Annotated in this window: 17 protein-coding genes; 7 read left to right on the forward strand and 10 right to left on the reverse strand. The window is 71.4% G+C overall.

Features of this window, described 5'->3' with window-relative positions; all coding sequences use genetic code 11:
* Nucleotides 1–6: 6 nt before the first annotated feature.
* The 5 genes from IF129_RS13490 to IF129_RS13510 all read left to right on the forward strand — a co-directional run bounded on the left by IF129_RS13490 (nucleotide 7) and on the right by IF129_RS13510 (nucleotide 5403).
* The gene (locus tag IF129_RS13490; RefSeq protein WP_191209827.1) at nucleotides 7–996 is read left to right on the forward strand and encodes an alpha/beta fold hydrolase; all 990 of its coding nucleotides are present in this window, start codon (nucleotides 7–9) and stop codon (nucleotides 994–996) included.
* 94 nt (nucleotides 997–1090) lie between these two features.
* Nucleotides 1091–1585, forward strand: coding sequence for a peroxiredoxin family protein (locus IF129_RS13495; RefSeq protein WP_191209828.1), 495 nt, complete (start codon nucleotides 1091–1093; stop codon nucleotides 1583–1585).
* 80 nt (nucleotides 1586–1665) lie between these two features.
* Nucleotides 1666–2226: a nitroreductase family protein gene (locus tag IF129_RS13500; protein ID WP_191209829.1), complete on the forward strand. Its 561-nt coding sequence runs from the start codon at nucleotides 1666–1668 to the stop codon at nucleotides 2224–2226.
* 148 nt (nucleotides 2227–2374) lie between these two features.
* Nucleotides 2375–4036 (forward strand): glycosyltransferase, encoded by a 1662-nt coding sequence (locus IF129_RS13505; protein WP_191209830.1) that lies wholly within the window; start codon nucleotides 2375–2377, stop codon nucleotides 4034–4036.
* A gap of 377 nt (nucleotides 4037–4413) precedes the next feature.
* Nucleotides 4414–5403: a hypothetical protein gene (locus IF129_RS13510; RefSeq protein WP_191209831.1), complete on the forward strand. Its 990-nt coding sequence runs from the start codon at nucleotides 4414–4416 to the stop codon at nucleotides 5401–5403.
* A 19-nt stretch (nucleotides 5404–5422) separates the two neighbouring features.
* Here the strand turns inward: IF129_RS13510 and IF129_RS13515 are convergent, their stop codons facing one another.
* On the reverse strand, nucleotides 5423–6100 hold the full coding sequence (locus IF129_RS13515; protein ID WP_191209832.1) for an AIM24 family protein: 678 nt from the start codon (nucleotides 6098–6100) through the stop codon (nucleotides 5423–5425).
* Nucleotides 6101–6167: 67 nt separating this feature from the next.
* Between IF129_RS13515 and IF129_RS13520 the strand changes: the two genes are divergently transcribed.
* Nucleotides 6168–6845 (forward strand): peptidyl-tRNA hydrolase, encoded by a 678-nt coding sequence (locus tag IF129_RS13520; RefSeq protein ID WP_191209833.1) that lies wholly within the window; start codon nucleotides 6168–6170, stop codon nucleotides 6843–6845.
* 68 nt (nucleotides 6846–6913) lie between these two features.
* On the opposite strand, the gene IF129_RS13525 is transcribed toward IF129_RS13520, so the two are convergent.
* The 9 genes from IF129_RS13525 to IF129_RS13565 form a co-directional block, all read right to left on the reverse strand.
* Nucleotides 6914–7312: a dihydrofolate reductase family protein gene (locus IF129_RS13525; protein WP_191209834.1), complete on the reverse strand. Its 399-nt coding sequence runs from the start codon at nucleotides 7310–7312 to the stop codon at nucleotides 6914–6916.
* Nucleotides 7313–7513: 201 nt separating this feature from the next.
* Nucleotides 7514–8065, reverse strand: coding sequence for a GNAT family N-acetyltransferase (locus IF129_RS13530; RefSeq protein ID WP_191209835.1), 552 nt, complete (start codon nucleotides 8063–8065; stop codon nucleotides 7514–7516).
* Nucleotides 8066–8083: 18 nt separating this feature from the next.
* Nucleotides 8084–8458, reverse strand: a complete 375-nt coding sequence (locus IF129_RS13535; protein WP_191209881.1) for a hypothetical protein — start codon at nucleotides 8456–8458, stop codon at nucleotides 8084–8086.
* A gap of 179 nt (nucleotides 8459–8637) precedes the next feature.
* Nucleotides 8638–9006, reverse strand: coding sequence for a toxin-antitoxin system YwqK family antitoxin (locus tag IF129_RS13540; RefSeq protein ID WP_224754866.1), 369 nt, complete (start codon nucleotides 9004–9006; stop codon nucleotides 8638–8640).
* Between the two features lie 12 nt (nucleotides 9007–9018).
* Nucleotides 9019–9636: a pentapeptide repeat-containing protein gene (locus IF129_RS13545; protein WP_318153712.1), complete on the reverse strand. Its 618-nt coding sequence runs from the start codon at nucleotides 9634–9636 to the stop codon at nucleotides 9019–9021.
* 13 nt (nucleotides 9637–9649) lie between these two features.
* Nucleotides 9650–12076, reverse strand: a complete 2427-nt coding sequence (locus tag IF129_RS13550) for a hypothetical protein (protein ID WP_191209837.1) — start codon at nucleotides 12074–12076, stop codon at nucleotides 9650–9652.
* A 30-nt stretch (nucleotides 12077–12106) separates the two neighbouring features.
* Nucleotides 12107–12496 (reverse strand): DUF6507 family protein, encoded by a 390-nt coding sequence (locus IF129_RS13555; RefSeq protein ID WP_191209838.1) that lies wholly within the window; start codon nucleotides 12494–12496, stop codon nucleotides 12107–12109.
* Between the two features lie 24 nt (nucleotides 12497–12520).
* On the reverse strand, nucleotides 12521–12835 hold the full coding sequence (locus tag IF129_RS13560) for a pore-forming ESAT-6 family protein (RefSeq protein WP_191209839.1): 315 nt from the start codon (nucleotides 12833–12835) through the stop codon (nucleotides 12521–12523).
* Nucleotides 12836–12867: 32 nt separating this feature from the next.
* Nucleotides 12868–13200: a hypothetical protein gene (locus IF129_RS13565; RefSeq protein ID WP_191209883.1), complete on the reverse strand. Its 333-nt coding sequence runs from the start codon at nucleotides 13198–13200 to the stop codon at nucleotides 12868–12870.
* Nucleotides 13201–13434: 234 nt separating this feature from the next.
* Here IF129_RS13565 and IF129_RS13570 point away from each other — a divergent pair.
* Nucleotides 13435–13987: sensor domain-containing protein (locus IF129_RS13570; RefSeq protein ID WP_191209840.1), on the forward strand; the 553-nt coding region annotated here is incomplete at its 3' end.

Here is a 13987-nt window from a genome sequence, read left to right on the forward strand (position 1 = left end):
CCGACGATGAGCGCCTCCCCGACGAGCGTCTCCCCCGAGGACCGCGACGAGCCCGTACGCCGCACCACCGTCCGCTCCGGCGGCGTCGACCTCGCCGTCTACGCGCAGGGCGACCCGGCCCGCCCCACCGTGCTCCTCGTGCACGGCTACCCCGACACACACCGCGTGTGGGACGACGTCGCCGCCGAACTCGCCGCCGACCACCACGTCGTGCGCTACGACGTACGCGGCGCCGGCGCCTCCTCCGCCCCCCGCGAGCGCGCCGCCTACCGGCTCCCGCACCTCGCCGACGACCTGTTCGCCGTCGCCGACGCCGTCAGCCCGGATCGTCCCGTGCACGTCCTCGCCCACGACTGGGGCTCCATCCAGAGCTGGGAGGCCGTCACCCGGCCCGGCGCGGAACGGCGCGTCGCCTCGTACACGACGCTCTCCGGCCCCTGCCTCGACCACGTCGGCCACTGGACGCGCCACCGGCTCGCCCGCCCCACCCCCCGGCACCTCGCCCAACTCCTCGCCCAGGCGGCGCACTCCTGGTACATCTACGCCTTCCACGTGCCGCTGCTCGCGCCCGCCGTGTGGCGGCTCGGCCTCGCGGCCCGCTGGCGGTCGGTGCTCCACCGGGTCGAGGGCGTGCCGCCGCGCACCGGGCACCCGCAGTCCACCCTGCGCGACGACGCCGTGCGCGGCATCGCCCTCTACCGCGCCAACATGCTGCCGCGCGTCACCCGGCCCGGCTACCGGCCCACCCAGGTGCCCGTCCAGCTCGTCACCCTCACCCGCGACCACTACGTCTCCCCCGCGCTCGCGGAGGGGCTGGAACAGTGGGCGCCCCACCTCGTGCGCCGCTCCCTCGACGCCACCCACTGGTCGGCGCTGCTGGCCGACGGCGCCACCGTGGCCGCCCTGACGCGCCGCTTCGCCGCCGACGCCGCGTCGCCGACAGGATCCGCCGGGCCGAACGGGCCGAACGGGCCGAACGGGCCGACGCCCCCGTAACCTTCGAGTCCACGGCGGTCCGGCTCCCCGGCCGCCTCCCCTGCGGCCCGCCGCGGTCGGCCGCCCGCCTCAACGTCTCGTGAGGGAACGCCACATGTCCAGGACCCCCGCGCCCGGCACACCCGCCCCCGACTTCGAACTCCCCGGCGTCGTGCTCGACGACGGCACCGCGCAGCGCGGCACGTACCGCCTCTCCGAGCAGCGCGGCACTCCGCTCGTCCTCGTCTTCTACCCCGGCGACAACACCCCCGTCTGCACGAAGCAGCTCTGCGCCTACACCTCCGAGCTGGACGCCTTCCGCGACCTCGGCGCCACCGTGTGGGGCATCAGCCCGCAGGGCCTCGACAGCCACGAGTCGTTCGCCCGCACCCACCGCCTCGCCCTGCCGCTGCTCGCCGACACCGACCGCGCCGTCTCCCGCTCCTACGGCATCGCCCTCCCCGGCCTCGGTCTGCGCCGCTCGGTGTTCATCGTCGACGCCGACGGGAACGTCCACTGGAAGCACGTCGCCCTCGCCGGGCTCTCCTTCCAGACCACCGACACCCTCACCACCCACCTCGCCGCCCTCACCACCACCGACCCCCGGTAGCCACCCGGCGGGCCGCGCACCGCACGTCGCGCGACCACCGGCCGGAATAGCCCACACCCCGTCGGCGGTTGCAGCCCACCGTGCACGAACCCCAGGAGCCGCCCGGCGGCATACACCCCCTGCTCGCCGGGCGCTTCAGCCCCTCCCGGTTCGACCCGTCGGCGGCCGTCGACGACCGGACCCTCGGGCTGCTGCTGGAGGCCGCGCGGTGGGCGCCGTCGGCGGGCAACTCCCAGCCGTGGTCCTTCTTCACCGGCAGGCCCGGCGAGCCGGAGCACCAACGGCTCCTCCCCCACCTCGCGCCCGGCTCGGCGCGTTGGGCCGTGGACGCGGGCCTGCTCCTCGTCACGCTCACGCGCCGGCACGTCGACGACACGGAACTGCTGTACTCCGAGTTCGCGGACTACGACCTCGGCCAGGCCGTCGCCCACCTCACGTTCCAGGCCCAGGCCCTGGGGCTCGCCGTCCACCAGTTCCGCGCCTTCGACCTGGAGGGGCTCACCGAGGAGCTGGCACCGGCCCCGGGCTGGGCGATCGTCTCCATGGCCGCGGTGGGCCGGGCCGTCGGCGGCCCCCCGAAGGCACGCGAGCGGCACAGCGTCGCCCGCCTGCGCTCCGGCCCCTGGCCGCCCTCGGCGTAGCCGCCGGGCCCGGTGGGGTGCGTCACAGCGCGCAACCGGGATTCCTCCCGGCGCGGTCTGGACGGGAGCGGGCCCGCGCCGGGCCCGCGGCGACCGCCGGGCGACGCCCCGGACCGACCCGGTCGCGGGACGACCGGGGGGCATCGCCGTGGGACGCCGCATCGCGCTCATCTGCGCAGCCGTGCTGGCCGGGGCGGCCGTCGCCCAGCAGGTGATGATCGCCGTCGGCGGGGGCGGCTGGCTGCCCGGCCGGCAGCCCTGGCCCTACCTGTTGGCGGCTGTCCCACTGTGGCTCCTGGCCGGACGGCCCCGGCCCACCCGCGTACGGCGCCCGCCCGCGTGGCTGGCCCGCACCCCGCCCTGGGTCCTGCTGCTCGGCGTTCTCGGCCTGGCCGCCGCCGTCTGGGCGGCCCTCCAGGACCACGAGCCGTACCTCGGCCACGAGGAGGCCGTCTACGCCAACAAGGCCCGCTTCTGGCTCGACGGCACCCCGGACGCGGGGTGGGGGACCTACCGGCCGCCCGGACTCCCCGCCCTCGGCCTGCTCGCCCTCCACGTCCACGACGGCGTGGGCGCGCTGCGCGTCCTGGCCCTGCTCCTGGCCCTGTCCACCCTGACCGTCACCTACCTCGTCGCCGCCCGCTGGACGACGCCCCGGCGGGCGGTCGTCGTCGTGCTCCTGCTGCTGAGCGGGTTGGGCTTTCTGCGCCGCATGCCGGAGTTCCTCACCGACGTCGCCGCCACCGGGCTGCTGCTGGTGGTCGTGTACCTGCTCACACGGGTGCAGGAGCACGCGGCGGACGCCCGCGCCGTCCGGACGGCGCTGCTGGCCCTGCCGTGCGTCGTCCTCGCGGCCTTCCACCTGCGCTACGGCGTCACCGGAAACCTGCTGGCCGTCACCCTCGCCGCGCTCGCCGCCTACGGCCCGCGCGCCTGGCTCGCCCACGGCCGCACCGTGCTGGCCGCCCTCGGCATCCTGCTCGCCGGACTGCTGCCGCACCTGCTCTACGCGACGCACCTCACCGGGCGCCCCCTCGGGCTCGTCCTGTCCGCCACCGACCAGGCCAACCGCGCCTACGTCGGCGACGGCCTCGTCTACTACCTGCTGATCTTCCCCTACCGGCTGGCCGGTGACCTGGGCGCCGTCGTGATGACGGCCGGGCTCGTCGCCGCCGCGTCCACCCTGGGCGCCCTGCGCCGCCGCCGGGACCTCAGCGCGCGGGACCGGCGACCGGTCTTCCTCGCGACCACCGCGCTGCTCACCTTCGTCGTCCTCGGCCTGGCCACCGACGGCGAACCCCGGTTCGTCTACCTGCCCGTCGTCCTGCTCACCGTGCTCGGCGTGCAGACGCTCGCCGAGCGCTCCGGACGCCACCGCCCGGCCGTCCTGGGCGCCCTCGGCGCGCTCGCCCTCGTCACCGTCCCGGCCACCGCGCAGGCCGTCGCCCACGCCGCCATGCCCGCCCCGACGCAGCAGGCCCACTCCACGCTGCCCGTGGCCCGCGCACTGGCCTCCGACGGCCGGCCCTGCCTGCTGGTCACCGGCTACGAACCGGAGACCGGCTGGTACTCGGGCTGCGACGCCGTCACCTACCGCCAGTACCGCGCCCTGGCCGTCCCGCCGCCGGGCACGACCGTCTCCCTCATCACCTACGAACGGGGACGCCTCCAACCCGACGCCGCCGGGCTCACCGCCCTCACCGAGGGCCACCGCACCGAGACCCGCGTCATCCCCACCGACGGCACCCTCGGCGCCGCCACGGTGATCACGCTGCGGTCGGCACCGACAACGTCGGATGCAACAAAGTAAGATTTCATCTTAGTAAGAAGCGATCTGACGTTGTCGACGGAGATGAGACATTCGGCGATCCTGCGTGCGAGGCGCCGGTTCGCATACAAGACCCGCCAGCGCCACGCCACCCGCACCATCGTGGCGAGCCACTGGTACCCCTCTTCCAAGACCTGTTTCGGGTGCGGCGCGGTGAAAGCCAAGCTGCCGCTACACGTCCGGAGGCCGAGCTGGCGGCCACGGCCTCGGGCTGAACCGCCGCGAACGCGTTCAACGCGTCGCACCGCGGTGTACGTTGGGTGAGGAACTGCTTCGTCCCCGTGACGGAGCGGCCCTCACGTGGTGCTACCAACACCCCGCGAGGGCCTACACCGACGAGTGGAAGCGACCCACCGACGATGCCCAGCGATCGTAACGCGCCCCCGCGCGCTCCCTTCCTGCAAACGCCCGACGCGCTCATCGACGACGTCACGCTCACCGACGCCGCCGTGCGGCTGCTCCAGGCCATGGTCAAGCTGCCACCGCGCAACGCCCGCAACAGCGACGCCGTCGCCCGCACGCTGCGCATGGGCAAGGACAAGACGAACGCCGCCCGCAAGGGACTGCGCGCGCACGGGCACTGGCACGCCCGCAAGCGGCAGAACCGCGAGGGCCACATCCGCGACCAACGCCTCGCCTCCCTCACCCCGTTGCGGACGCCCGACGCGGTGGCGGCCGGCTGGGCGGCGGCCGAGGAGGCCGCACGCCTCGGCAAGGACACCGACCGCTCGCGGCGGCTGGGCGTCCGCATCCTCAACGCCGCCGAGTGGTACGGCCCCCGCGCCGCCGCACGTCCACACCCCACGGAACCGGCGGTCGTGGAACCGGCCGCCGGTACGCCCGCCGCACGGCCCACCCGGCGGCGTCCCCCTGCGGGGGACAAGACGGCGGGGCACCAGACCCCCCTCCCCCTCCCCGACGGCGTCACCGCGCTCACCGGCCCCCTCGCCCGCTACGCCGAGCAGGCCGCGCGCACTCTGACGCTCATCGGCCGGGCGGACCCGCGCTTCGCGCTCCCCACGCCCGACGTCGCCCAACTCGCCCACCTGGCGGGCCAGTACCTTCTCCGGGGGCGACGCTCCGACGCCATCCGGGCCGCCATCGTCCAGGGGCCGCCACCCGAGGGCGTCCACCATCCCGCCGCGTACGTCCGCGCCCGGCTGCTGCGCTACCTGCCGCCGCTGCCGGACGTCCGCGACCTCGCCCCGGCGCGCCCGGCCGAGCCACCGCCGCACACCGCGCCCGCCGACGCTCCGCCGCCCGTCCGCCCGCAGGGCCCAGCCCACCTCATCCGGCAGGGCCACGGCTGGCGGGCGGCGCTCCGGGCAGCCGCGCCGCCACCGGGCTGAGCGACGGGCGGCGCACGCGTCAGTTCTGCGTCGGCTTGGTCTGGGTCGCCTCACTGGGCCGGACGATGACGAAGCCCTCCCCGTCCAACCTGAGTTGCACCGCCTCGCCGGAACCGCCGCGGATCATCGAGCCGAAGGACTGCGAGCGGTTCAGCGAGGTGTGCAGGCCCCCGCTCCAGCCGACGACGGCGTCGGTGTCGACGAAGACCGGGAGCTGCGGGCTCACGGGGATGACGATGGGCGTGCCCTCGCAGATCACGCCCAGCCGACCGTGGCCGCTGAACGTGCTGCTGAACAGCCCGCCACCGACGATGCCGACGCCCTTGGTCATGGTGATCTCGTAGGACAGGGTGGCGTCGAAGCACAGGACGTTGCGGCCGTTGACGCTCAGCCCGTCGCCCTGTTCCAGGTCGACGATGAAGCAGTTCGCCGCCTCCTGCGCGAACCACGCCTCGCCCTGCCCGCGCACGACCATCAGCGGCAGCCCCTCGCCGGTGACCGCGCGCTTGAACATCCCCCCGACGCCCTGGCCCTTGCGCTCGAACTGCAGGTTGCCCCGGAAGGCGATCATCGAACCCTGCCGGGCGTACATCTCGCCGTTGACGGCGTACTTGACCGACTTGGCGTTCTGGAGGGTCATGCCCGGGGCGGTGGCGTGCTGCGCCATGTTCTCACTGGCGAAAATGTCACTCTTCATACCGGCATCCTTCCCCGGCGCCCCGGCCCACACCAAGCAGCGCGCGGAGGCGGGCTAACCTGGCGCGGTGATCAGTGAGCGTGACGCGGCACCGCAGTACGTGCTGCCGCTGGTCGTCCGCATCGAGAAGGCCGAACCGCCGGCCCGCACCGACGCCCTGGAGACCGCCGCGCGGGCCGTGCTCGCGATGCTCGGCGACGAGCGGTCCACCGGGGACGGCACGTGGGCCGAGCCCGTCCGCGCCTGGCAGGACGGCCGCATCCGCAAGGTCGTCCGGCGGGCGCGCGGCGCGGAGTGGCGCCGGGCCGGCGCCCTGCCGGGCGTCACCGTCACCGGGCACCGCGCCGAGGTGCGCGTCTACCCGCCGGTGCCGCTCGACGGCTGGCCGAAGGAGCTGGCCAAGCTCCAGGTCTCCGGAACCGACCTCGACGACCCGGAGCCCGTCCCTCCGGCGCCCGACGACGGGACCCCCGTCCTGTGGCTCAACCCGGCGCTGGAGATGTCCGCCGGGAAGGCCATGGCCCAGGCCGGCCACGGCGCCCACCTCGCCTGGCTCGGCCTCTCCCCGGCCGACCGCGCCGCCTGGCACGCCGCCGGCTTCCCCCTCGCCGTCCGCACCGCCACCCCGGACGCCTGGCCCACCCTCGCCACGGCCGGTCTCCCCGTCGTCCGCGACGCCGGCTTCACCGAGATCGCCCCCGGCTCCCCCACCGTCGCCTCCGACCACCCCGCCCTGCGCCGGTAGGCCCGGTGCACGGTCGGGACCGATCCGTCGTCGGCCGTCGTCGATCTCCCACCGCTGGACCGGCGCGCTCAGCGCCTCGTCTCGTATCTGGTCAGCACGACGCCGCCGGGAAACGTCCGGGTCTCCAACAGGTTCAGGTGCGCTCTGCCGTCCAGCGTGGCGAAGAACGGTGTGCCGCCCCCCACCAGGACCGGATGGGTGACGACCTCGTACTCGTCGACCAGCCCGGCCCGCATCGCCGCCCCGGCGAGCGCCGGGGTGGCGCCCGGCCGCTGATCGCCGGTCGGCCAGTAGGCGCTCATGGTCTCCCACAGCCTGCGCCCGTACAGGAACAGGCTGATCGCCCGCTCCCGGTCCAGCCACCACTGGAACAAGTCGTCGCTGGGGTCGCTCCAGCTGAGGTCGTCACCGGGCGCCGCGACATAGCCATCCAAGGACAGGTTCATGCCGTAAAGCAGTCGCCGCACAGTTCCAGCCTTCCATCAGTCGGTCTGGGAATCCCAGACGGAACGTGGCTCCGAATCCCGGTCACACCTTGCACGACTGGGCGAGCGCAGCAGACATGCTCTGTTCACGACCGAACGACAGAAAGGAACGTTGACCAGTACTCGCCGCCGAAACCACACTACGCGGCTTCCTCGAATCCGCTACCACGAGCCGGTGCTCGGCTACGCGATCCCCGTGCCCCGGTCACTACCCGCTCCTGCTTCCACGCCCGTGAGGTCCAGGGACCAGTTGTTGCTCCGCATGAAACTGCCCGGTGGGTACTCGAAGTCGCACTCCGCGATGAACGAGAAGCCGACCTTGCGGCAGATCGCGTTCGAGGCAAGATTGTCGACTCCCGGGAACGCGTGCAGGTACCGCCACTTCTGTTCTCCGCGGGCCGCGTCGACGGCGGCGGCCGCGGCAGCAGCCGCGATGCCTCTCCCCTGAAACAGGGGGAGCACATTCCAGCCGACTTCGTAGACGGTCTCCTCTTGCCAGAGACGTTCCCAGTAGCCGATGGTCCCGACCGCCTCGAACTCGGGAAGCGCGATGATGCTGAACATGCGCCCCCTGCCTGTCGCTGCGATGTCCAGGTAGCGCTGGTGGCGGTCGATGACCTGCTCGTCAGTCTCGGGCCCGCCCACATGGCGCTTCATCTGCGGTGTGTTGACGCTCCGCAGCAAGCCGAGATCACCCTCCCCCCAGGGAGCGATACGTACGTGCGGCACGTTCACGATTCCGCCACCCGTCACTCAGCTTTCGTGGATGCGCACGACAGCCAGGGCAACTTCCGCGTTGGCAATCATTCGGGTGATTTCGATCGGCAGGTGCCGGAACTCTTCTTCGACCACGTCATAGGGATCGATCTGCCGCTTCGCTCCGTCCAGCCCGGTTGCTTGGATGACATAGCGGTATCCCCGACGCACACTCGGATCCGCCTTCACGTTCCACTCAGCGCCCCGCCCACGGATCAGCACGTCCGCCAGGAAGGACACCAGGTCAGAATGCAGAGTGAACCAGTCGGACTGCTCGAATTCACTCAGCGGCAGCCGGGAGACGTAATCCCGGAGAGCCGCCAGGGCAGCAAGAGGATCTTCACGATGGGCCTGATCCGGCACATCGAGCATTCCGGCCACAGCGGCAGCGTTCTTGCGCGCCCCCTCGGCCCACTCGGCGAGGGCACCGTATCCGGCCACTACACCGCCGCCGGAGGGGGAAGAACCATCGCAAGCCCCCCGGAGTGGCCTTCCCACCATGCAGCCATCACGTACAAGGACCTCACCCACACCACCTGTTCACGCTCACGCTATGCAGAATCGGATGCCCAACTGGTCAACCGCTCGCCCTCCTCGTTCCACGTCTCCTCGGAAATCAGCTTCCATCCGGTGACGTCGAACACCCGCCGTGCCGCCAACTGACCGTTCGCGTGCCATTCCCTGTGTTCACCCGTGGGTCGGCCCTCGACGACCGCACCCTCGCCCCGCAGGCTGCCATCGTTGAACCATTGCCGGCTCATTCCGTTGAGGAGCCCGTCGACATACACGTCAAGGGCGACGATCTGCTCGCCGACGTACTCGACAGCCTCACCGGTGTAGAGCTCGCCCGCATAGAACAGGCGCTCGTTGACGTCCAGGTCAACGTGCGGGCTATCGATATCTATGCGACGCATCACCATCGCCGATCCACATTACTTGCTGGGACGCGGCCCCCGAGGAGCAAGAACGTCTACGTTGGCTCCGCGACTGTTCAACCAGTCGGCCATCTCCGCGAATCGCAACTCTTCGGTATCTTCACCCATATGGACCGACAACCGGCCGAAAACAGTACCGGACATGCCGCGTACGACGGTGTGCTCGTCCACAGTGGCTTTCAGAATGGTCTCGTCGAGCTTGACGTTGGTGAGGTCCGCGCCCCGAAGGTCGACGCCGCTGAGAGAGGCATCCATCAGGCGGGCTCCCCGGAAACCGGCCCCGGACGCGTCCACTCCGTAGAGCGATGCTTTCACCATGTCCGCACCTGACAACCGAGCGTTCTGCAGAACTGCATCGTCCAGGTTCGCCCGAACCAGGGAGGCTGCCGTCAGATCCGCTCCGGTGAGGTCCGCGCCTTCAAGATTGGCACGATAGAACTCGGCGCCGCACAACGGCACGTCGACAAGGTTGGCCTGAGTGAACCACGATTCCGAGAAGTCACCTCCGGAAAAATCAGACCCCCGCAGGTCAAGTTCGATGGCGTAGAGCTTGCCCCTACGCTCAAGCCATTCGCTGATCCTGTTTGCCGCTTCCTGGTCTGCCGGGAGCTTCACCGGCCGCCACGCCTCAGGGGTACCAGACGACATTGTTCTCCCAACCGTTTTCCTCGACGATGGCCTTGACGTCATCGATGGCCGCCTGGTTGGCATTGCGCATGTCGAGAATGACTGTACGTCCCTTGTCGACAATCTGCTCTTCCAGCTTGGTTATCCACCTTCCGTTGTTGGCGGGGTCATAGGCCCCCCTGAACGGCATGGACTTGTCCCTGACGTTGTTGAACGGGGGCCAGTCGGAATGGACACCCTTGATGTCATAGTACTCGTCAGCGCTTGGCGAGTAGAACTCGCCTCGGTTGGCCTCGGTCGGCCGCTGAATGTCATCCGGCAGACGGCCCTGCTCCTGTAGGTCCAGGCCAACGCGTGCCTCGTCCTTGGACGGTTCGCTGATCCCACCGTTCTTATCCGGGTCGCGCTGGAGTTGATCGAAGTCATCAACGTTGCGCGCCTCGACCGCCTCCAGGTGATTCCAGTGTTCGGCTCGTTCCTGGGGGGTGAACTCGGCCAGGGGTTCGTTGACCCGTGGTTCGGGAGTTCCGTTTGAGGGCTGCGGTGTCTCGACCTCCCCGTCAGCTCCCTTGTCAGGCACATCGCCCCCGGCCGGCTGGTCGCCTTCGGGTGCCTGTCCCTGGCCGGTCGGCGGTAGGTCATCGGCCGGGGCGACCGGGAGGCCGTCGTCGGCCGCTGGTCCACCCGGTCCTTCGGGAAGCTGAGAGCCACCCTGCGAGGGAACTTCAGGGCCGTGGCCGCCGGGGACGGAGCCCGAAGGCGAATTACCCACACCACCTGGAGCCGGGTGCGAAGTACCGCCACGGCCCGTGGGGGTGCCGTCGAGGGGGCCGGAGGGGCCGCCGCCCGAAGGGGGCGAGTGCGGGCCGTTGTCGGACTGGGCGGTGGGGCCCTCGGGCGCCGTACCGCCGGGGACGTGGTCGGCCGCCTGGCCGCGTGGCGCGCCGACGTCGCCCAGGTCGCCGACCTCGGCGGTGGCGTCGGCCGGTTTGCCGCCGACGAGGACGGGCTCGGGCGGAGCGGCAGGCGTGTCGTCGATGATCGCGCGATCGTCCGCCGTCAGTTCGACGGGCGCCTGGTCGCCGGCCTGGATCGGCTGCCCGGTCGTCGGGTCCACCAGCGTGCCGTCGGGGAGCACCGCCTCGTTGTCGCTGAAGCGGACCGACCCGTCGGGGAGTTCGACGGCGGTGCTGCCGGGTGGCAGGTCGGGGAGGGTGGGGGCGTCGGGGGCGAAGGGGGTGCCGTCGGGGAGGCGCATCGTGCCGTCGGGGAGTTCGACGGCGCGTACCGCGCTGAGGTCGGCGAGGCCGGAGGTGACGTCGGTGAGTTTCGGCAGCCCGCGGAAGGTCGCGCTCAACCCGTTGCCGATGTACGTCATCGGGTCCACCACCCGGCCGACCCGCCCGGCCGCGTTCATCACCCGCGCCGCCGTCCCCGAAGCACTCGCACCCCGCACCGCCGTCCCCGTACCCAACGTCGCCACCGTCGTCAGCACGTTGAACGTCACCAACCCCGCCGCACGCCCCGGGTTCTCACCCCACTCGTCCCACGCCACCAGCGACTTGCCGACCTCCTTGGTCGTGTTCAGGCTGTCCTTCATCCACGTCCGCGCCCCCTCCGGCGCCACCGCGTACGTCGCCGCCGCCAGCAACGGGGAGCCGATGATCAGGATGCCGGTGGCCAACTGGCCCAGACCCTTCCAGGAATCCTTGAACGTCTCCCACCCCTGCAACCCCACCAGGCCACCCAGACCCGTCAGGGTGCCCCAGACCCCGTCCACGATGAACCCGTCCCACACATAACTCTTGACCCAGTGACCCACCTCGTACCAGTGGTGGTCCTCCTCGGCCATCCTCCCCCACGGCGTCTCCCCCGCCCGCCGCATGTCCTCCACACTCAGGCCGTACATGTTCGCGCCGTCCGACCCGTCGTTCGCCACCCACCGCGTCCCGTTCACCAACGCCGTGATCTTGTTCGCCGCCGACCGCTCCGCCGCCCAGAACTCCGCCACCGCGGCCGAGATGTCCCCCACCAACGCGTTGTTCGTCTCGATCTTCTCCTCGTCATACGTCCACTCGTCATCGTCCTTGACCGAGTCGACGAACGACTGCGCCTCCCCCTTCAACCGCTCCAGCCTCGCCACGATCGGACGCGCCTCCTCGGCGAACCCGACCAACGCCCCCGCCACCTTCTCCAGATCATCGGCGAAACCATCCGCCCGGTCCGAGACCGGCCGGGTGGAACCGAACAACTGCTCCGCCTCCGGCGCCGTGTAGAACGCCGACAACCCCTGAAACGTCGAATGCACACCCGAACCGGTATCCCGGATCGCACCCGCGTCCTCCGTCAACGCGGCCGCTTCCTCCTCCAGCAACCCGAAATCACCGGTGAACGACGGCACCCCCGACGGATCCACCATGTCAGCCATCGTCCGAACTCCCCCCCTACGGTCCCCGGTCTACTCGCCCTGGCCCTGGCCCTGGCCTTGACCGGGCAGGTCGAGCTCGGGGGCCTTGAGCGCCTCGGCCTGTGCCGCCGCCGCCATGTCCAGGTCCCCCGTCAGGTACGCACTCGTCGCGTCGGAGGCGCCCTGGAGCGACTTGCCCGCCCGTGCGGCCACGAACATCAGGTCCTCCTGCGTGGCCTCGGCGAACTCCGCGAGTGCGGCCCCGATCAGCCCCGCTTCCGGCACCGGCTCTCCCGGCATCGCCAGGGTCCCGGCGTAGCCGGCCGCGGACTCCAGGTGCCCGCCGTACTTCTCCACCTGGCCTTCGAGATCCCCGGCGATCTCCATGACGTCCTTCAGGACGCCGTTGATCCCGGGAACCGACAGATCCCAGCCCGTCATCGCCTACTCCCCCGCACGGCTGGTTCAGCCGATGCCGTCCACCGCCGCCTTCGCCCGCTGCAACGCCTGCGAAGCCGTGCCGTCGTTCTTCTCCAACGTTCCCCGCAGCAGCGTCACGATCGCCCGGACCTCGTTCGCCGCGCTGTTCCACCGCTGCTCGGCGCCGTGGTACTGCTCCGACACCCCGTCGGCCTGGAAGTCGGCCATGGCGGCCTTCACCTGACGGTCGCGGTCACCGATCACCTTCTCCAGCTGGCCGATCACCCCCGCCAGACTCCCCTGCACCTCCGTGGAGGCACCCGTGTCGTAACTCCGCCGGTCCTCACCAGCCACCACCATCAACCCCTTCCCAGGTCAACGCCGCGCGTTGCTCAACGGCCACCGAAACGCGCCGCGTCGAAGTTGGCCGAGGCCATCGACTGCCGCGCGTTGTCCGCCGACTCCTGCTCACCCGACATGAACGCCTGGTCCATGCCCTGCTGACCGCCGAGGATCGCCGACAGCGACCCGTTCAACGCGGCCGTGATCTCGTCCGAGTTCGCCTTGAACAGGTCGAACGCCCGCTTGCCCGCACCGTTGAAGCGCCCCTCCAACGGCTCGGCCGCGGCGATCAGCTGCTTGATCAACGACCCCATGTCCGTCGACGATCCGCGCGACTGCTTCGTCAGCGTCGCCAACGTCTGGTTCCCCATGTCGAACTTCAGACCCATGAGCACTCCCCTCCCGCTTCCGTGGACCGTTCCCCGTGACGTCGTTCGTCCCGGAAAGGCTAACGCGCGCCTCCGACACTCCTCCAGACGTCTCCGGGGGCCGTCGCGGTTTCACCGCCGTCGCACGGTCTGCGGCCCCGACCCGGTCGGCGGTGGGGAAAACCCCACCCCACGGTGGCTGAGGAACCCCATGGCGGCCCGGTCGGCGCACGCGGCAGGCTGGGGCGCATGACCGTGAGCACCGATCCCCCGCCGGGACGCGACACCGAGCGCGCACTGCCACCGCCGCGTGCGCCGCTGAGCGCGCAGACGTGGCGGGAGATCGCCCACCTGCTGTCCAACCTGCCGGTGGCCGTCGCGGGCTTCGTCTACGTGGCCGTGTGGCTGTACGCCGGCGCGCTGCTCGCGGTGACCGTGGTCGGACTCCCGGTGCTGGCGGCGGGGCTCGTGGGCTGCCGCCAGCTGGGCAAGTTCGAACGGGGACGGGCCCGGCTGCTGCTGGACGTCGACGTCCCGGAGCCCACGCCGATCCGGCACCGCACGCACGGCGGATTCCTGCCGTGGCTGTGGGCGACGCTGAAGGACCCGGTGGGCTGGCGGAACGTGCTGTACGCGACGGTCCGGCTGCCGTGGGGGGTGGCGACGTTCGCGGTGGCCTTCGTCTCGCTCTTCGTCGCCTGGCCGATCCTGCCGTGGCTGGCCCGGGGGCTGACGAACGTGGACCGGCTGCTGGTCCGGGGGCTGCTGGCGCCCTCCAACGAACTGGAGCGCCGGATCGCGC

This window comes from Streptomyces chumphonensis, from assembly GCF_014779715.1.
GTDB lineage: Bacteria > Actinomycetota > Actinomycetes > Streptomycetales > Streptomycetaceae > Streptomyces > Streptomyces chumphonensis.

Coding starts and splice junctions, on each gene's coding strand:
- IF129_RS13490 (WP_191209827.1), top strand. CDS start 7: ATGAGCGCCTCCCCGACGAGCGTCTCCCCCGAGGACCGCGACGAGCCC.
- IF129_RS13495 (WP_191209828.1), top strand. CDS start 1,091: ATGTCCAGGACCCCCGCGCCCGGCACACCCGCCCCCGACTTCGAACTC.
- IF129_RS13510 (WP_191209831.1), top strand. CDS start 4,414: ATGCCCAGCGATCGTAACGCGCCCCCGCGCGCTCCCTTCCTGCAAACG.
- IF129_RS13515 (WP_191209832.1), bottom strand. CDS start 6,100: ATGAAGAGTGACATTTTCGCCAGTGAGAACATGGCGCAGCACGCCACC.
- IF129_RS13535 (WP_191209881.1), bottom strand. CDS start 8,458: ATGCTCGATGTGCCGGATCAGGCCCATCGTGAAGATCCTCTTGCTGCC.
- IF129_RS13540 (WP_224754866.1), bottom strand. CDS start 9,006: ATGGTGATGCGTCGCATAGATATCGATAGCCCGCACGTTGACCTGGAC.
- IF129_RS13550 (WP_191209837.1), bottom strand. CDS start 12,076: ATGGCTGACATGGTGGATCCGTCGGGGGTGCCGTCGTTCACCGGTGAT.
- IF129_RS13555 (WP_191209838.1), bottom strand. CDS start 12,496: ATGACGGGCTGGGATCTGTCGGTTCCCGGGATCAACGGCGTCCTGAAG.
- IF129_RS13560 (WP_191209839.1), bottom strand. CDS start 12,835: ATGGTGGTGGCTGGTGAGGACCGGCGGAGTTACGACACGGGTGCCTCC.